The organism is Bradyrhizobium sp. Ken01 (assembly GCF_055807355.1).
Window position 1 is genome coordinate 17,772 of record NZ_JBVVPC010000044.1, and the last position, 16,129, is coordinate 33,900.

The following is a 16,129-nucleotide window of genomic DNA, read 5'->3' on the forward strand; positions in this document are numbered from 1 at the left end:
AAACGGAGAAACGTTTGGTTGCGAAGATCGGGCGGCCGGTTATCCTGCCGGCCACCCGACAACGCGAACCGATCGTTCATGGCCTTGCACCGCGACATCTTCTGGGTCGGCAGACAATGGGCGGTGACGGGTGCCGGCATCCAGGCTGTCGATCAGCGGCTGCGTGGCGTACTCGACATCGAGATCACGCGGCTCTGGGACGATCATCTCGTCCAGAGCCGGCGGGCCAAGCCCGGTGTGAATGCCGCGGATTTCGACCAGGCACTGACGCTGGCACGCGAACGCTTTCCGCAGGCGCCGCTAGCGGACCCGTTCGTTGCACAGTTGGAGGCGCTCGGCGTCATCGAGGCTCCCATCGTGAGCCCGGTCGTGCCGGCGATGAAATTGCATGCCGAGGGCCGGCTGGCGCGCTTCCTGCCGCAATGGCGCGTTCGCCGGTAGCCGGCCCAAGCCGGCAACCGGGTGCCGGCCCCAGTCGGCCGGTTTGCCTGATCGGCCTCGGCCGGATAAGACGGCTCAGACCCGCTTCAGGAATCGACCTTTCCCATGCGCATTCTTTGCACCAATGACGACGGCATCCATGCCCCCGGGCTCAAGGTCCTGGAGGAGATCGCGCGCGCATTGTCTGATGACGTCTGGGTTGTCGCGCCGGAGCTCGACCAGTCCGGCGTGTCGCATTCGCTGTCGCTGAACGATCCGCTGCGCCTGCGCGAGGTCGGTCCGCGGCATTTCGCGGTGCGCGGCACGCCGACCGACTGCGTCATCATGGGCGCGCGCCACATCCTCGGCGCCAAGCTGCCCGATGTCGTGCTGTCCGGTGTCAACAAGGGCCGCAATGTCGCCGAGGACGTGGTCTATTCCGGCACCATCGCCGGCGCGCTGGAGGGAACCATCCTGGGACTACCGTCTTTCGCCCTGTCGCAGGAGTTCAGCGTCGAGACCCGCGACCGGCCGCTGTGGGACACTGCGCGCAAATTCGGGCCCGACATCCTGCGCAAGGTGATCGCCGCCGGTATCCCGAAGGACACCGTCATCAACGTCAATTTCCCGGCTTGCGCGCCGGAGGATGTGCTGGGCATTCGCGTGACGCGGCAAGGCAAGCGCAATCTCGGCTTCCTCAGGATCGACGAGCGCAAGGACGGCCGTGGCAATCCTTATTTCTGGATCGGCTTTGAGCGCACCGCGATGATGGATACGCCCGCCGACGGCACCGATCTCGCGGCGCTCCGCGAGCGCTACGTCTCCGTCACGCCGCTCAGGCTCGACCGGACCAACGAGGCGTTTTCCGACGCGCTAAGTGCGACGCTGAAGTAAGTCTGACCTGGAACGGGGCCTAGTCTAGCCGCCGCGAAGCGCGGCTTCGATGGTCTTGCCGAGGGCGTCGAGCTGAAATGGTTTTTGAAGCGCCGGCCGATCGCGGTACTGCTCGGGCAGGCCGGAGGAACCGTATCCGGTGGCGAAGATGAACGGGCAGCCCTTCGCCTTGATGACATCGGCGACCGGCGAGATGACCTTGCCGTTGACGTTGACGTCGAGAATGGCGATGTCGAACTCGGTTGCCTGGGCGAGCCGCATGGCTTCGGTGATGTCGCCAGCCTCGGCCGCGATCTTGTAGCCAAGCTCTTCGAGCATGTCCGCGACCATCATCCTGATCATCACCTCGTCTTCGACGAGGAATACAGAGCGGCCGGTAAGCCCCGTCGCAGTCATGGTCGAGTCCTTGCCCATCACCAAAAACGTTCGCAGATAACATGAATCGACGCAATGTGCGTTTCGACGAACGGATGCTTGAAAATGGCCATCGCGGCTCGCCCGTTGCAAGCCAATTTGTGGTCAACTACGCCATCCGAAGCCTATCATGGGTTCCCGGAGCCGGAACAAGAATCTCGCGCCCCCCGGGTTGGCGCCCCGGACCCCAAAAGACAGTACGCAGGCAATGACCTCCCATCAGCACCCGCCGGAAAAGATGATGTTTCAGCTCACGCTGAGGCGTCGGGGCATCAGCGACCAGGCGGTCCTGCGGGCCATGGAGGAGGTGCCGCGCGATCAGTTCGTCGACGACGCCGATCGCGACGGCGCCTATCGCGACAGTGCGCTGCCGATCGCCTGCGGGCAGACCATCAGCCAGCCCTTCGTGGTCGCCTACATGACCGAGCAGCTCCAGCTTCAGAAGAAGCACCGCGTGCTGGAGATCGGCGCCGGCTCGGGCTACCAGGCGGCGGTGCTGTCGCGGCTCGCCGGCCAGGTGTTGACGGTCGAGCGCTACCGCAAGCTTGCGGATGCCGCACGTATCAGGCTTGAAAAGCTCAACTATCACAACGTCGAGGTGATGCTGGGCGACGGACTCAATCTGCCCCCCAATATCGGCCCGTTCGACCGCATCATCGTCACGGCCGCGATGGAGCAGCTTCCGGAGAACCTGGTCGAGCGGCTGGAGGTGGGCGGCATCCTGATCGCGCCCGTCGGCCCGCATCAGGGCGTGCAGACGCTGATCCGCTTGAGCCGGACCGAAGCCGGGATCGAGCGCAAGGAACTCGTCGAGGTCCGGTTCGTGCCGGCGCTGCCCGGGGTGGCGCGGGAGCTGTAGAATTCCGGATTGGCTGTGCTGCCAACATCTTATTGGGAGGGTTAAGCCGTTATTTACTCGGCGCGTGTTTACTTAAAACACCAGTTCTGTTGCGTACGAGTGAGTAACCATGTCCGTTGCCGCCGAGTTGCTTTACTCGCGCCGTGTGCCGCAGGTCGCGGTGCTGGCGCTGATCTCCTTCAGCTTCGCAGGGTGCAGCGCCGACATGTCGTCGCGCATGTCCCAGTCGAACTTCTCCAATCCCTTCGCGCAGGAATCGACCGGTTCGGTGCAACAGGCGCCGCCGCCGCAGCGTGAGCTGCCGCAATATTCGCGGCCGCAGACGCAGCCCGGTTATTATCAGTCGCAGCCTTTGCCGCCGGCGGTGTCCGCGCCGCAATCCTACCCCGTTGCAGCAGGCGGTGTGTCCGGAGGCGGCCGCGGTGTCGGCTCGTACACACCCCCGGCGCAGCCGCATCTCGAGACCACGGCCACCGTGCCGCCGCGCTCGGTTGCAGCCGCCCAGCCGGTCGGTGGAACCAAGATCATCGTCGGCACCAGCGATACGCTCGACCTGCTTGCCAAGCGCTACCGCGTCACGCCGCAGGCGATTCTCGCCGCCAACGGGTACAAGGGGCCGCGCGCGCTCTCGCCCGGCCAGCAACTGATCATTCCGCACCAGGCCACGGCCGCTGCGCCCGCGCCGCTCATGGCCCCCGTTGCCGCTGCGCCGCCGCCTGCTGCGAGGCCGGTTGCGGCCGTTGCCGCGCCGTCAAGCACGCACTTCGTGAACCACGGCGACACGCTCGCCAGCATTGCCCGCAAGAACCATATCTCGGCGGCTGAACTGGCCCGTGCCAACGGCCTCAATCCCTCTGCAAAGCTCAAGCTTGGCGCCAGGCTGGCCGTGCCCGGCGCCAAGACCGCGGCCGTCGCAGCACCGCTTGCCGCGCCTCCGGTCGGAGCCGCTCCCGTCGCGAGCACGCTGCAGCCCGTTGCCGCGGCATCTGCGCCCGCCACCAAAATGGCGGCCGTCGCGCCGGCGCAAAGCGCGCGCTTGGCCCAGGCCACCGCCAATGTTGAAGAGAAGACCGCGGAAACTCCGGCGAAAGCTGCGGAGACCACCAGCGCGCTGCCGACTTTCCGCTGGCCGGTGCGCGGCAAGGTGGTCACGAGCTACGGCGCCAAGACCAATGGCAAGTCCAACGACGGCATCAATCTCGCGGTGCCTGAGGGAACCCCGGTCAAGGCGGCTGAAGACGGTGTCGTTGCGTATTCCGGCAACGAGCTGAAAGGCTATGGCAATCTCGTCCTGGTTCGGCACTCCAACGGCTACGTCACCGCATATGCCCATGCGAGTGAGCTGATGGTGAAGCGCGGCGATACCATCAAGCGCGGCCAGGTCATTGCCAAGTCGGGTCAATCCGGGGAGGTGGCGTCGCCGCAGCTCCACTTCGAGATCCGTAAGGGATCGAGCCCGGTTGACCCGCTTCAATTCCTGAACGGGGCTTGAGCCTGAAGTCGGGCGCGCCATCGCCACAAACGCGGTGTCGTCGCACGGCTTGACCGGGCGACCCAGCACGTTGCGGCGTCTCGATCGATCAAAACCGTCGCTGGAATACTGGATTCCCCGCCTGCGCGGGGAATGACAGGTGCGAGTGCCGCTACAGATTCCGCTACGTCGCCGTCAGCTTCACGCCGAGCCGTCCCGCAAGCTCCTGCACGAACTGCCAGGCGACGCGGCCCGAGCGCGAGCCGCGCGTCGTCGACCATTCAAGGGCCTCGCGCTCCAGCGCGTCATCGTCGACCTTGACGCCGAAATGGCTGCAATAGCCCCGCACCATGGCGAGATATTCGTCCTGGCTGCAGCGGTGGAAGCCGAGCCAGAGACCGAAGCGATCCGACAGCGAGACCTTCTCCTCGACGGCTTCGCCGGGATTGATCGCGGTCGAGCGCTCGTTCTCGATCATCTCGCGCGCCAGCAGATGGCGGCGGTTGGAGGTGGCGTAGAGGATGACGTTCTCCGGCCGCCCTTCGATGCCGCCTTCGAGCACCGCCTTGAGCGATTTGTAGGACGCATCATTGCCGTCGAAGGAGAGGTCGTCGCAGAACACGATGAAGCGGAAGGACGAGGCGCGAAGCTGCTCCATGAGGGCGGGCAGGCTCTCGATGTCCTCGCGATGGATCTCGATCAGCTTCAGTCTGTCGGCCGGTTTGCGCTCCGCGTTGATGCTGGCATGCGCCGCCTTCACCAGCGACGACTTGCCCATGCCGCGCGCGCCCCAGAGCAATGCGTTGTTGGCGGGCAATCCGTTGGCGAAGCGCTCGGTGTTCTCCATCAGGATGTCGCGCATCCGGTCGACGCCCTTGAGCAGGAACAATTCGACGCGGCTGACGCGCGGCACCGCCGCAAGGCGGCCGTCCGGGTGCCAGACGAAAGCATCCGCCTGCTTGAACGACTCGCGTTCGACGGCGGGCTTGCCTTGAGCGGAGAGGTGCGCCGCAATCGTCTCTAGCGCGCGAACGATGCGCTCCTGGGAGACGCTTTGGTTGGCCTTGGACGTGGTCTTGGAGCTCACCTTGGAAGTCGTCTTGGAAGCCGCTTTGGGGGCCGCCTTGGGACGTTTTGCCGCGACGCGGGCTGGCTTCGCGGCAGGGGTGCGGGGGCCTTTGCCGGCCGGGCTTTTGCTTGGTTTTTGGGGCATGTCCGAAGTTCCTGAGAATGCAGCCTTATCCGGCCTGAGCGCGCGCCGCAAGGTGGCTAAAAGGGCGGTGTGGCAGCGTTGCAATTGGAGCAATGGCCGCTATAGTCCGCGCGAATTTGACCGAACCGGTCGCCATTTGGGCCTGACCGGTTCTCCCCCGTTCTCACGAGGATCGTCCGAATGTTGATTACCCCTGCGTATGCCCAGGCTGCGGGCGCCGGCGACACCAGCGGCATGTTGATGTCGCTGCTGCCGTTCGCCCTGATCTTCGTGATCATGTACTTCCTGATTCTGCGTCCGCAGCAGAAGAAGGTCCGTGACCACGCCGACCTCGTGAAGAACATCCGCCGCGGCGACACCGTCGTGACCTCGGGCGGTCTCGTCGGCAAGGTCACCAAGGTCGTCGACGACGACCAGATCGAGTTCGAGATCGCCGATGGCGTGCGCGTGCGGCAGATGCGCTCGATGGTCTCCGGCGTGCGCGCCAAGGGTGAGCCGGCCAAGGAATCCAAGGAAAGCGCTAAGGAAGACGCCGCGTCGAAGTGAGTGCTTCCGCGAGTCTCTCAAGTTTTCCTGCAAATCTCCTGATCTGACAGGTCCAGTCGATGTTGTATTTCACGCGGTGGAAGGCGCTCGGGATTATCCTGACGGCGCTGATCGTGTGCCTCTGCGCGGTCCCGAACTTCTTTCCCGAAGCGCAGGTCAAGACCTGGCCCGCCTGGGCACAGCGTCGGCTCGTGCTCGGCCTCGATCTCCAAGGCGGCTCCTATCTGCTGCTCGAGGTCGACGGCAACTATGTGAAGAAGGAAAGGCTCGACCAGGTCCGCGACGACGTTCGCCGGACGCTGCGCGATGCCAAGATCGGCTTCACCGGCGGCGTCATCGTGCGCAACGACGCGGCCGAGGTTCGGATCACCAAGGAATCCGACCTGCAGCCTGCGCTCGCCAAGCTGCGCGAGCTGTCCCAGCCGCTGGGTGGACTGGTCGGATCCAGCGGTCAGCGCGACCTGGAGGTGACTGACGCCGGCGGCGGCGTGATCCGCCTTACCATCCCGCAGGCCGCGATGCTCGACCGCATGCGCAAGACCATCGAGCAGTCGATCCAGATCGTCGAACGCCGCGTCAACGAGCTCGGCACCGTCGAACCCGTCATCCAGCGCCAGGGCAACGATCGCATTTTGGTGCAGGTCCCCGGCCTCCAGGACCCGACCCGACTGAAGGAATTGCTGGGCAAAACCGCGAAGATGGAATTCCGCATGGTCGATACGTCGGTGCCGCCCGATCAGGCGCAGCAGGGACGTTTGCCGCCGGAATCCGAGCTTCTGATGAGCGCGTCGCCGCCGCCGACACCCTATGTGGTCAAGAAGCAGGTACTGGTCGCCGGCGGCGATCTGACGGATGCCCAGGCGAGCTTCGACCAGCGCACGAGCGAACCCGTCGTCAGCTTCAAATTCAATACCTCAGGCGCGCGCAAGTTCTCGCAGGCCACGCAAGAGAACGTCGGGTTGCCTTTCGCGATCGTGCTCGACAACAAGGTCATCTCGGCGCCCGTGATCCGCGAGCCCATCACCGGCGGACAGGGCCAGATCTCGGGCAATTTCACCGTGCAATCGGCCAACGATCTCGCGATCCTGCTGCGCGCCGGCGCGCTGCCGGCACCGCTCACGGTGGTCGAGGAGCGCACCGTCGGTCCGGGCCTCGGCCAGGACTCGATCGAGAAGGGCGAGCTCGCCGCCTACGTCGGCTCGATCCTGGTCATCATCTTCATGCTCTTGACCTACCGGCTGTTCGGCGTGTTCGCCAATATTGCGGTGGCCATCAACGTCGCCATGATCTTCGGCCTCCTGTCGCTGCTCAGCGCCACGCTGACGCTGCCCGGTATCGCCGGCATCGTGCTCACCGTCGGAATCGCGGTCGATTCCAACGTGCTGATCTACGAGCGCATCCGCGAGGAATTGCGCGGCGGCCGCAACGCGATCTCGGCGATTGACGCCGGCTTCAAGCGGGCGCTTGCGACCATCCTCGATTCCAACATCACCACTTTCATTGCCGCCGCGGTGCTGTTCTACATTGGCACCGGTCCGGTGCGCGGCTTCGCCGTGACGCTCGGAATCGGCATCATCACCACGGTGTTCACCGCCTTCACCCTGACCCGGCTGATCGTGGCCTGGTGGGTGCGGTGGAAGCGGCCGCAGAGCGTGCCGATCTAGGAGCCTGATCGTGAATCACACCGTTCTCATCGGGCTCGGCGTCCTCATTGCCATTCTCACCGTGGTTGCGGCATTCGGCTGGCTGCCGTCGCTGCGCATCGTTCCCGACGATACCCATTTCGATTTCACGCGGTTTCGCCGGGTCAGCTTCCCGATCTCGGCGGCGCTGTCGATCGTCGCGATCACGCTGTTCTTCACCCATGGACTGAATTTCGGCATCGACTTCCGCGGCGGCACGCTGCTGGAGGTGCAGGCCAAGTCCGGCACAGCCGATATCGCGGCGATGCGTACGACGTTGGATGGCCTGCGTCTCGGCGAAATCCAGTTGCAGCAATTCGGCGGCCCCGCGGACGTCCTGATCCGCGTCGCGGAGCAGCCGGGCGGCGACGCCGCCCAGCAGGAGGCCGTGCAGAAGGTCCGCACCGCGCTTGGCGATTCGGTCGACTATCGCCGCGTCGAGGTCGTGGGACCGCGCGTATCGGGCGAATTGCTCGCCTACGGCATGCTCGGCCTGATGCTGGCGATCGTCTCGATCCTGGTCTACCTCTGGTTCCGCTTCGAGTGGCAGTTCGCGCTCGGCGCCATGATCGCCAACGTGCACGATATCGTGCTGACGATCGGCTTCATGTCGATCAGCCAGGTCGATTTCGACCTGACCAGTATCGCGGCGCTTCTGACCATTTTGGGCTATTCGCTCAACGACACCGTCGTCATCTACGACCGTATCCGTGAGATGCTGCGGCGCTACAAGAAGATGCCGATGCCGCAGCTCCTCAATGAATCGATCAACTCGACGCTGTCGCGCTCGATCATCACCCACTTCACGGTGACGCTGGCGCTGCTGGCTCTGCTGCTGTTCGGTGGCCATGCCATCCACAGCTTCACCGCGGTGATGATGTTTGGCGTGGTGCTGGTCGGCACCTATACCTCGATCTTCATTGCGGCCCCGATCCTGATCTATCTCGGCGTCGGCGAGCATCGCGAAGATGCGGCCGATAAGGCTACGCCCGCGAAGAAAAGCAGGGCATGATCCGAACCGCGTGCCCTCGCAGGAGTTTGCGAGGGCAGTAAGCTCATTCGGACGAAGCTCATGGCCGGCGATCCCAACGCACCGCATTTCCCCCGCTCGGCGCCGATCGAAGCCTATGGCAAGGGCGGCTTTGCCTTTGCCGGCATGTCGCATCGGGGATCGCTGCTTTGCCTGCCCGACGCGATCTGGGCTTGGGATATAACGGACCCCGCGAAGATCGACCGCTATTCGCTGGATCGAGTCTTCAAGTCCGCCAACAGCATCGACACGCTCCTGATCGGCACCGGAACCGGAGTCTGGCTGCCGTCGGCGGAACTGCGCCAGGCACTTAAAGCGGCGAGGGTGGTTCTGGATACGATGCAGACCGGTCCCGCCGTGCGTACCTACAACATCATGATCGGCGAACGGCGGCGCGTCGCGGCCGCGCTGATCGCCGTGCCATGAGTGGCTCCGCGCCGCCGCCGGATTCTGCTGCGTTCTGTGCGGACCTCGTGCGCAGCCACGACTTTCCGCGCTATGCCGCGACCCTGTTCGCGCCTGCCGCCGAGCGCCGCGCGCTGCTGGCGCTCTATGCCTTCAATGTCGAGATCGTCCGCGTCCGCGACCAGGTGAGCCAGCCCTTGCCCGGTGAAATCCGCCTGCAATGGTGGACGGACATGCTGTCGGGCCAGGTCCATGGCAGCGCCGAGGGCAATCCGGTCGCGGCGGAGCTGCTCCGCGCAATCCGTGATTTCGACCTGCCGATCGAACCGCTGTCGCTGCTCGTCGACGAGCATCAATTCGATCTCTACAACGATCCAATGCCGACCATGGCGGCGCTGGAGGGCTACCTCGCGGCGACCTCATCGGCGCTGTTCGATCTCGCCGCCCGGATCATGGGACCACCGTCGGAAGCGGCCGAGCATCTCGCCCGCCACGCCGGGCTGGCGCAGGGCATCGTACAGGTCATCGCGAACTTGCCCCGTGATGCGGCGCACCGGCAATTGTTCCTGCCGCAGCAGGTCCTGGCGAGCCACAATTGCAACATGGAGGACGTATTCGCCGGCAAGGAGACGGCGAATTTGCGCGCCGTCCTGGACCAACTCGTGGGCGAGGCCGGGCAGCATTTGACCACGGCCTTGTCGCTGTTGCCGGAGGTGTCGGTGTCGGCACGGCCGGCGTTTCTGCCGCTGAGCCAGGTAAGGGCCGACCTCAAGCGCCTGTCGCAGCCCGGGCGCAATCCGTTTACGCCGCAACCGTCATCGCGGCTGCGTACGCTGTGGACGCTTTGGCGGGCTTCACGTTCGCGGGAATTTACCAAATAGCGGTTGGCTTATCGCCTCAAACTGTCAAATGCCCTATGCTGTCCTATGGCTGAGTTGTCGCAAAGCATCTCCTGTGATCTCAGCGGCCTTCCGGTCGCACCGGCCGACATCCATGCCGCCGCCGAGACGATCCGCGGCGCCGTCGTCGAGACGCCCTGTAGCTACAGCCGCACGCTGAGCAATATCTGCGGCTGCGACATCTGGCTGAAATTCGAGAACCTCCAGTTCACGTCCTCGTTCAAGGAGCGCGGCGCGCTCAACCGCCTCAAGGCGCTGACGCCGGAGGAGCGCGCCCGGGGCGTCGTCGCGATGTCGGCGGGTAACCACGCGCAGGGCGTCGCCTATCACGCCAAGCGGCTCGGCGTTCCCGCCACCATCGTCATGCCGGTCGGCACGCCCATGGTGAAGGTCGAGAACACCAGGCATCACGGTGCCGAGGTGGTCGTGACGGGCGCCACGCTGGAGGAGGCGGCCGCGTATGCGCGCAACCACGGCGAAGTCCGTGGCATGATCTTCGTCCATCCCTATGACGATCCGCTTGTCATCGCGGGGCAGGGCACTGTCGGGCTGGAAATACTCAAGGCCGTGCCGGAGCTCGATACGCTGGTCGTCCCGATCGGCGGCGGTGGCCTGATCAGCGGGATCGCCATTGCCGCGAAATCGATCAAGCCGTCGCTGCGGATCCTCGGCGTCGAGGCCTGGCTCTACCCCTCGATGTACAACGCCATCCACGACGGCAATCTGCCGGCGCGCGGCGACACGCTCGCCGAAGGCATCGCGGTGAAATCGCCCGGCAAGCTCACCACCGAAATCGTCCGCCGCCTCGTCGACGACATTGCGCTCGTCAACGAAGCCGAGCTCGAGCGCGCGGTGGCGACCCTGATCTCGATCGAGAAGACGGTCGTCGAAGGCGCCGGCGCCGCCGGTCTCGCCGCGCTGATGTCCGACCCGTCCCGTTTCGCCGGCCAGAAGGTCGGGCTGGTGCTGAGCGGCGGCAATATCGACACACGTCTGATCGCATCGGTCCTGACCCGCGAGTTGGCGCGCGAGGGGCGGCTCACCCAGCTGTCGCTCGACATCCCCGACAGGCCCGGCCAACTGGCTGCGGTTGCGGCACTGCTGGCCGAGGCCGGCGCCAACATCATCGAGGTCTCGCACCAGCGCACCTTCTCGGATCTTCCGGCCAAGGCGACGCTGCTGCAGCTGGTGATCGAGACCCGCGACAGCGCCCATCTCGACGAGGTCATGGCGAAGCTTGGCGCATCCGGATTGAGTGCGCGCTGTACCTGAGCGGTGCATGATCTCCGCTATCGCGGCGTCAAACCCGCCAAATGGGCGATCAGCCGATCGATCTCGGCTTCCGTATTGTAGTAATGCGGGGAGGCGCGCACCACCGGCGGCAGCGAGCGAATTTCGGCATCGATGCGCGTGCTCGACGGATCTGAGGCACCGATCGTGATGCCGGCTGCGGCCGCGTCGCTGACGACGGCTTCCGCCTCGTAGCCTTCCACCGTGAAGCTGACGATGGCTCCCGGAGCGCGTCCGAGGTCGCGAATTCTGATGCCGCGAATGGACGCAAGGCCGCCCCGGAGGCGGTCCGCCAGCATGCGGCAACGCTGCTCGATGGGGCCGATCCCGATATCGAGGGCATAATCGACAGCCGCGCCGAGCCCAAGCCGGGCTGCGTAGTTGTTCTCCCAGGTCTCGAAACGGCGCGCATCGTCACGCAGCCGATAAGCGTCTCGCGAGACCCAGGGTGCGGCGAAGTGGTCGATCATCGGCGGTTCGAGCGCCTGCAGCGTCGCGCGGCGGACGTAGAGAAAGCCGGTGCCGCGCGGGCCGCGGAGGAATTTGCGACCGGTCGCCGACAGCATGTCACAGCCGATGGCCTCGACGTCGACCACCATCTGTCCGACCGCCTGGCAGGCGTCGAGGAGATAAGGAATGCCTCGCGCTCGCGCGATCTTCCCGACGGCCGCAGCCGGATTGACCAGCCCGCCATTGGTCGGAACCCAGGTGATCGCAATCAGCTTTACGCGCTCGTCGATCATGCGTTCGAGCGCGTCGACCTCGAGCTCGCCGCTGGCATCGCTCGGCACGATGTCGATCGCGACGCCTGTTCGCTTCGCGACCTGAAGAAAGGCGACATAGTTGGCCGCGTACTCTGCTTCGGCAGTCAGGATCCGGTCGCCATCGCGAAACGGAAGCGCGTAGAACGCCATCTGCCAGGCAACCGTCGCGTTCTCCATCAGGGCGATCTCATCGGGCGCGGCATTCAGCAGGCGCGCCACGGCGCCGTAGACTGAATCAAGCCGGCGGGCCTCGTGGTCGGCGGCCGCATAGCCTCCGATCTCGCTCTCCAGATCGATATGCTGCTTCATGGCTTCGACGACAGGAACGGGCATGAGAGCCGCACCCGCGTTGTGCAGGTACGCAAGCCGGGAGGTGGCTGGCGTGTCGGCACGTATTCGCCCGATGTTGATCAAGTGCGCCGCCTTTGCTCTCGCGATCGTCCCGAATAGATTAGACCGGCGAGGAATGCGGACAAGAGGCCGGCTGCAACATCTGATCTCGCCTCAGATGCAGAGGCCGAGCAGCTTGATGTGGCAGCCGCTGGATTTCGGCTTGCTCGCGGGCGCGACCTCGCGCTTCACGGCTACCAGAGGCTCCCCGTCTTTCTTGCCTTTGCCTTTGCCCTTCGGCTCGTAGTCGCCGGCGATCACCATCGCCCAATAGGTGCGTTTGCCGCTGGCGTTTTTCGCACTCGCGATCCCGACGCGGGAAGCGTTGTGCAGCAGCAGGTTCTTGCGGTGTCCCGACGAGTCGATCCACTGTCCGAGGGTTTTCTCGAAATTGTCGTAGCCATAGGCGATGTTCTCGGCGGCGCGGCCTGCGCCGGCCGGTGCGACCCGGCGGTTGAACGGGCCGAGTGCGTCGTGACTGAGGTCGTCCTTTGTCGCCATCGCGCGCGCCTGGTCCATGGCGATGCGGTCGAGGGTTGAATCGCGGACGACGCGGACTTCACCATGCTTGAGGCGGAAGCTCGAGATCAGCTCGGCCGGGGACTCGGCCATCGCGGACGTGGTGGCGAGCAGCAGAAGGCCGGCGATCAGGCCGCCAACCACACGGTGCATCATCGTCCCCCGAGTGCCCATGACCCCGCCAAGTCCCTCCGACAAGCTCGAATATCGGATCGCTTCTCTATCGCCAATGTGGACGCTTCAAGGCGTGATCCACGCTAGCCCGCCGGGAGATCGGCCTCGAAATTGAAGCGGTCGCGCAGGTTCTTGCGCTGCTCCAGGATGTCCTTGAGGAAAGCGCGGTCCTGGTCGTTCTTCATCATCGGCTCGATCAGGTCGAGCTGGTTCATGGCGACCAGTTGCAGGATCTCTGTGCGCGGCTTGCCGTCGGCGTTGCGTGGCAGTGCGTGCACGACCTGGATGTGTTCCGGCGGCTTCGGCCCCTTAGCGGCGCCAAGCTCGTTCCGCAATTGGCCTTCGAGCGCGGCCTGATCGGCTTCGACGAAGGCATAGAGCCCGACACCGGAGCGGCGGTCGGCAAAGGCGACGATGGCGGTGTCGCGCACGGCGGGGTTCTTGCGGATCAGTTCCGCCAGCACCGGCGCGTCGTTGACGAGCCGGCGGCCGCCGCCTTCACGGTCGGTGAAGTTGAACAAGCCGCGGGTGATTGCCCGATAGACCTTCTTGCCGGTCGCGAGCCACAGGTTGGCGGCGAAGGACTTCTTCGCCAGGATCTTGCGCTCACGCGGCGTCAGCGCTTCAGGCGCGTAGGAGCGCTTGTGCTTGAGCAGATGCCGCAAGTCTTCATAGGCGAGGGTGCGATAGAGCCGGCCGCGTCGGTTGAAGCAAGCCGCGAGCTGGAAGTCGGTCACGTAGGCGAGCCCGTCGCGGCCGACCAGCCAGTTCTGTTCCTTGGCAAGGTCGTTGTGGCAGATGCCGGCGCGGCGCAGCCGGCGCAGCGCGGCCTTGGCCGAGCGAAAATAGGCGAGGTCCCCATGCGGCTTCGCCAGATGCAGCGCGACGCCGTCGACAAAGCCACGCACCAGTGCGCGGCGTCCGGCCCACAGCAGCTCGGGGCCGACATCGAGGCCTTTGGCGAGCACCAGCGCATGCTTTTCGCGGGCGAACAGATGGCGGGCCAAAAGGAATGACCACCACGGCACCTCGTCGAGGCGGCGCAGCACCGCGTCGACCTCGCCGTCGTCGTCGCGGAAGCGGCCGCGCTCGACGGTCGAGAACACGTCGCGCTTGAGCAGCACGCCCTCGATCCAGCGCGCCGAGAGTGTTGCGGCGTCGTCTTTGGGAAGGTTCATCGAAAACTCACGCCGCGGCGGCAATGCGCAGGTGATCGGCGATCCAGCGATCGAGATCGGCGAGCGCCAGGGCGCTCATCGCCTGCTTCTTGGCCACCGTCTTCTCGTTGCCGCGCAGCCGGCTTCCGTCGGGCTTTTTCGTCGGTGCGCTGGCGAGCGGCGGGAACAGGCCGAAATTGATGTTCATCGGCTGGAACGAGCGCGTGCCGGGCTCGATGGTCTCGATATGGCCGCCGGTGATGTGGCCGAGCAGGGATCCGAGCGCGGTCGTGCCGGGCGGACTCGCAAGCGTCTCGCCGCGCACGTCCGCTGCCGCATAGAGGCCGGCAATCAGGCCGACGCTGGCGGATTCCACATAGCCCTCACAGCCCGTCATCTGGCCGGCAAAGCGCAGTCGTGGTTGTGCGCGCAGGCGCAACTGGCCGTCGAGCAGCTTTGGCGAGTTGAGGAAGGTGTTGCGATGCAGGCCGCCGAGGCGGGCAAATTCGGCCTTCTCCAGCCCCGGAATGGTGCGGAAAATGCGTTGCTGCTCGCCGTATTTCAGCTTCGTCTGGAAGCCGACGATGTTGTAGAGCGTGCCGAGCTTGTTGTCCTGGCGCAGCTGCACGATCGCGTAGGCCTTTGTGGTGGGATCGTGCGGATTGGTGAGGCCGACCGGCTTCATCGGCCCGTGGCGGAGAGTCTCGGGGCCGCGTTCCGCCATGACCTCGATCGGCAGGCAGCCGTCGAAATAGGGCGTGTTGGTCTCCCATTCCTTGAACTCGGTCTTCTCGCCGGCAACCAGCGCTGCGACGAAGCCGTCATACTGCTCCTTCGTCATCGGGCAGTTGATGTAGTCGGCACCGGTGCCGCCGGGACCGACCTTGTCGTAGCGCGACTGGAACCAGGCCACCGACATGTCGATGGTTTCGCGGTGCACGATCGGTGCGATCGCGTCGAAGAAGGCGAGGGCGTTCTCGTCGGTCAGCTCGCGGATCGCGTCGGCCAGCGGCGCCGAAGTGAGGGGGCCGGTCGCAACGATGACGTTACTCCACTCGGCCGGCGGCAGGCCTGCGACCTCGCCGCGGGCGATCTCGATCAGGGGATGATCGTTCAGCGCCTTGGTGACGGCCGCTGAGAAGCCGTCGCGGTCTACCGCAAGCGCGCCGCCGGCGGGCACCTGGTTGGCGTCGGCTGCGCGCATGATCAGCGAATCGAGGCGCCGCATCTCGGCATGCAGCAGGCCGACGGCGTTGTTGGCGGCATCGTCCGAGCGGAACGAATTGGAGCAGACGAGCTCGGCAAGCCCATCGGTGCGGTGTGCCTCGGTCATGCGGGTCGGCCGCATTTCGTGGAGCACCACGGGCACGCCGGATTTGGCCACCTGCCAGGCGGCTTCGGAGCCGGCAAGGCCTGCGCCGATCACGTGCACAGTATTTGATTGGGGTCCTGTCATGGGCGGACAGGTAGCGCTTTTCGGCGGTCAGTGGAATCGCCGAGATCGAGTTTTCTGCCTCCGGATGCGACAACGCCCGCACGAGGCGGGCGCTATCGGTTCGTCCGGTTAAGGGCTGAACGATATCAGCCCTGATACTGACCGGCGGCAACGCGCGGGATGTCCGAGCGATCGAGGCCGATATCGGCCAGCTCGCGATCGCTGAGCTGGGACAGCTCGGCAACATTGCGCTGATAGTCCCGGAAAGCCTGGATCATGCGGATGAGCGAGAGCAGCATTTGGTAGTCTCCTGTAGTTCGATTCAGCTCTTGCCCGAGCCTCATCGTTGAAATGAATATAGATGAGAGTGGTGCAGTGCGAAAGTTCCGATGTTGCGATGCAGCTAAGCGTTGGATGCATGGCATCGGTAACGGACGATTAACCCAGGAGCACTCCCGCCCAAAGGGTGGGCGGAATGGGAAAAAAGGTGCTCGAAATGCCCGTCAATTCACGGATTTATCGCAGATCAGCCGGTTCCATTCGCATGCAAATAGGCTGCTTTTCGGT

The 16,129-nt window shown here is 65.0% G+C and carries 17 protein-coding genes; 10 read left to right on the forward strand and 7 right to left on the reverse strand.

Features of this window, described 5'->3' with window-relative positions:
* Nucleotides 1–78 precede the first annotated feature (78 nt).
* Both AC0L3S_RS30940 and surE read left to right on the forward strand, forming a co-directional pair.
* The gene (locus AC0L3S_RS30940) at nucleotides 79–441 is read left to right on the forward strand and encodes a hypothetical protein (RefSeq protein WP_473265822.1); all 363 of its coding nucleotides are present in this window, start codon (nucleotides 79–81) and stop codon (nucleotides 439–441) included.
* A gap of 105 nt (nucleotides 442–546) precedes the next feature.
* Nucleotides 547–1,314, forward strand: a complete 768-nt coding sequence (gene surE, locus AC0L3S_RS30945) for a 5'/3'-nucleotidase SurE (protein ID WP_473283428.1) — start codon at nucleotides 547–549, stop codon at nucleotides 1,312–1,314.
* 24 nt (nucleotides 1,315–1,338) lie between these two features.
* On the opposite strand, the gene AC0L3S_RS30950 is transcribed toward surE, so the two are convergent.
* Nucleotides 1,339–1,710: a response regulator gene (locus AC0L3S_RS30950; protein ID WP_007590670.1), complete on the reverse strand. Its 372-nt coding sequence runs from the start codon at nucleotides 1,708–1,710 to the stop codon at nucleotides 1,339–1,341.
* Nucleotides 1,711–1,936: 226 nt separating this feature from the next.
* Here AC0L3S_RS30950 and AC0L3S_RS30955 point away from each other — a divergent pair, with 226 nt between their 5' ends.
* Entirely contained in the window at nucleotides 1,937–2,587 is a 651-nt protein-coding gene (locus AC0L3S_RS30955) for a protein-L-isoaspartate(D-aspartate) O-methyltransferase (RefSeq protein WP_473265824.1), read from the forward strand.
* A gap of 109 nt (nucleotides 2,588–2,696) precedes the next feature.
* Nucleotides 2,697–4,079: a peptidoglycan DD-metalloendopeptidase family protein gene (locus AC0L3S_RS30960; RefSeq protein ID WP_473283430.1), complete on the forward strand. Its 1,383-nt coding sequence runs from the start codon at nucleotides 2,697–2,699 to the stop codon at nucleotides 4,077–4,079.
* 163 nt (nucleotides 4,080–4,242) lie between these two features.
* On the opposite strand, the gene AC0L3S_RS30965 is transcribed toward AC0L3S_RS30960, so the two are convergent.
* On the reverse strand, nucleotides 4,243–5,271 hold the full coding sequence (locus tag AC0L3S_RS30965; protein WP_473283432.1) for an ATP-binding protein: 1,029 nt from the start codon (nucleotides 5,269–5,271) through the stop codon (nucleotides 4,243–4,245).
* A gap of 180 nt (nucleotides 5,272–5,451) precedes the next feature.
* On the opposite strand from AC0L3S_RS30965, the gene yajC reads away from it, so the two are divergent.
* Genes yajC through AC0L3S_RS30995 form a run of 6 tightly spaced genes read left to right on the forward strand, consistent with a single transcriptional unit; the run spans nucleotide 5,452 to nucleotide 11,105 of the window.
* Nucleotides 5,452–5,817, forward strand: a complete 366-nt coding sequence (gene yajC, locus AC0L3S_RS30970; protein ID WP_007610701.1) for a preprotein translocase subunit YajC — start codon at nucleotides 5,452–5,454, stop codon at nucleotides 5,815–5,817.
* Nucleotides 5,818–5,876: 59 nt separating this feature from the next.
* Nucleotides 5,877–7,481 carry a protein translocase subunit SecD gene (gene secD, locus AC0L3S_RS30975; protein ID WP_473283434.1) on the forward strand — a complete coding sequence of 535 codons (1,605 nt, stop codon included), beginning with the start codon at nucleotides 5,877–5,879 and terminating at the stop codon, nucleotides 7,479–7,481.
* 10 nt (nucleotides 7,482–7,491) lie between these two features.
* Nucleotides 7,492–8,511: a protein translocase subunit SecF gene (gene secF / locus AC0L3S_RS30980; RefSeq protein ID WP_473283436.1), complete on the forward strand. Its 1,020-nt coding sequence runs from the start codon at nucleotides 7,492–7,494 to the stop codon at nucleotides 8,509–8,511.
* A gap of 60 nt (nucleotides 8,512–8,571) precedes the next feature.
* Entirely contained in the window at nucleotides 8,572–8,955 is a 384-nt protein-coding gene (locus AC0L3S_RS30985; protein WP_473265829.1) for an Mth938-like domain-containing protein, read from the forward strand.
* Nucleotides 8,952–9,815 carry a phytoene/squalene synthase family protein gene (locus tag AC0L3S_RS30990; RefSeq protein ID WP_473283438.1) on the forward strand — a complete coding sequence of 288 codons (864 nt, stop codon included), beginning with the start codon at nucleotides 8,952–8,954 and terminating at the stop codon, nucleotides 9,813–9,815. The genes AC0L3S_RS30985 and AC0L3S_RS30990 overlap by 4 nt, the downstream gene beginning before the upstream one ends.
* A gap of 45 nt (nucleotides 9,816–9,860) precedes the next feature.
* Nucleotides 9,861–11,105, forward strand: a complete 1,245-nt coding sequence (locus AC0L3S_RS30995; RefSeq protein WP_473283440.1) for a threonine ammonia-lyase — start codon at nucleotides 9,861–9,863, stop codon at nucleotides 11,103–11,105.
* A gap of 17 nt (nucleotides 11,106–11,122) precedes the next feature.
* Here AC0L3S_RS30995 and AC0L3S_RS31000 read toward each other — a convergent pair whose 3' ends face one another.
* From AC0L3S_RS31000 to AC0L3S_RS31020, 5 genes are all read right to left on the reverse strand, one after another.
* Complete coding sequence (locus AC0L3S_RS31000) at nucleotides 11,123–12,301, reverse strand: aminotransferase class V-fold PLP-dependent enzyme (RefSeq protein WP_473283442.1); 1,179 nt, start codon at nucleotides 12,299–12,301, stop codon at nucleotides 11,123–11,125.
* Nucleotides 12,302–12,391: 90 nt separating this feature from the next.
* Nucleotides 12,392–12,949 (reverse strand): CAP domain-containing protein, encoded by a 558-nt coding sequence (locus tag AC0L3S_RS31005; protein ID WP_473283444.1) that lies wholly within the window; start codon nucleotides 12,947–12,949, stop codon nucleotides 12,392–12,394.
* Nucleotides 12,950–13,053: 104 nt separating this feature from the next.
* Nucleotides 13,054–14,148 (reverse strand): AMP-binding enzyme, encoded by a 1,095-nt coding sequence (locus tag AC0L3S_RS31010; protein WP_473265834.1) that lies wholly within the window; start codon nucleotides 14,146–14,148, stop codon nucleotides 13,054–13,056.
* A gap of 7 nt (nucleotides 14,149–14,155) precedes the next feature.
* Nucleotides 14,156–15,583, reverse strand: a complete 1,428-nt coding sequence (trmFO, locus tag AC0L3S_RS31015; RefSeq protein WP_473265835.1) for a methylenetetrahydrofolate--tRNA-(uracil(54)-C(5))-methyltransferase (FADH(2)-oxidizing) TrmFO — start codon at nucleotides 15,581–15,583, stop codon at nucleotides 14,156–14,158.
* A 125-nt stretch (nucleotides 15,584–15,708) separates the two neighbouring features.
* A complete protein-coding gene (locus AC0L3S_RS31020; protein WP_007590701.1) occupies nucleotides 15,709–15,861 on the reverse strand; it encodes a DUF1127 domain-containing protein in 153 nt (50 codons plus the stop codon).
* Nucleotides 15,862–16,129 lie beyond the last annotated feature (268 nt).

What these genes read in the sequence shown, in the direction of transcription:
- AC0L3S_RS30940 (WP_473265822.1), top strand. Translation starts at nt 79, where the DNA reads ATGGCCTTGCACCGCGACATCTTCTGGGTCGGCAGACAATGGGCGGTG.
- surE (WP_473283428.1), top strand. Translation starts at nt 547, where the DNA reads ATGCGCATTCTTTGCACCAATGACGACGGCATCCATGCCCCCGGGCTC.
- AC0L3S_RS30950 (WP_007590670.1), bottom strand. Translation starts at nt 1,710, where the DNA reads ATGACTGCGACGGGGCTTACCGGCCGCTCTGTATTCCTCGTCGAAGAC.
- AC0L3S_RS30955 (WP_473265824.1), top strand. Translation starts at nt 1,937, where the DNA reads ATGACCTCCCATCAGCACCCGCCGGAAAAGATGATGTTTCAGCTCACG.
- AC0L3S_RS30960 (WP_473283430.1), top strand. Translation starts at nt 2,697, where the DNA reads ATGTCCGTTGCCGCCGAGTTGCTTTACTCGCGCCGTGTGCCGCAGGTC.
- AC0L3S_RS30965 (WP_473283432.1), bottom strand. Translation starts at nt 5,271, where the DNA reads ATGCCCCAAAAACCAAGCAAAAGCCCGGCCGGCAAAGGCCCCCGCACC.
- yajC (WP_007610701.1), top strand. Translation starts at nt 5,452, where the DNA reads ATGTTGATTACCCCTGCGTATGCCCAGGCTGCGGGCGCCGGCGACACC.
- secD (WP_473283434.1), top strand. Translation starts at nt 5,877, where the DNA reads ATGTTGTATTTCACGCGGTGGAAGGCGCTCGGGATTATCCTGACGGCG.
- AC0L3S_RS30985 (WP_473265829.1), top strand. Translation starts at nt 8,572, where the DNA reads ATGGCCGGCGATCCCAACGCACCGCATTTCCCCCGCTCGGCGCCGATC.
- AC0L3S_RS30990 (WP_473283438.1), top strand. Translation starts at nt 8,952, where the DNA reads ATGAGTGGCTCCGCGCCGCCGCCGGATTCTGCTGCGTTCTGTGCGGAC.
- AC0L3S_RS30995 (WP_473283440.1), top strand. Translation starts at nt 9,861, where the DNA reads ATGGCTGAGTTGTCGCAAAGCATCTCCTGTGATCTCAGCGGCCTTCCG.
- AC0L3S_RS31005 (WP_473283444.1), bottom strand. Translation starts at nt 12,949, where the DNA reads ATGCACCGTGTGGTTGGCGGCCTGATCGCCGGCCTTCTGCTGCTCGCC.
- AC0L3S_RS31010 (WP_473265834.1), bottom strand. Translation starts at nt 14,148, where the DNA reads ATGAACCTTCCCAAAGACGACGCCGCAACACTCTCGGCGCGCTGGATC.
- trmFO (WP_473265835.1), bottom strand. Translation starts at nt 15,583, where the DNA reads ATGACAGGACCCCAATCAAATACTGTGCACGTGATCGGCGCAGGCCTT.
- AC0L3S_RS31020 (WP_007590701.1), bottom strand. Translation starts at nt 15,861, where the DNA reads ATGCTGCTCTCGCTCATCCGCATGATCCAGGCTTTCCGGGACTATCAG.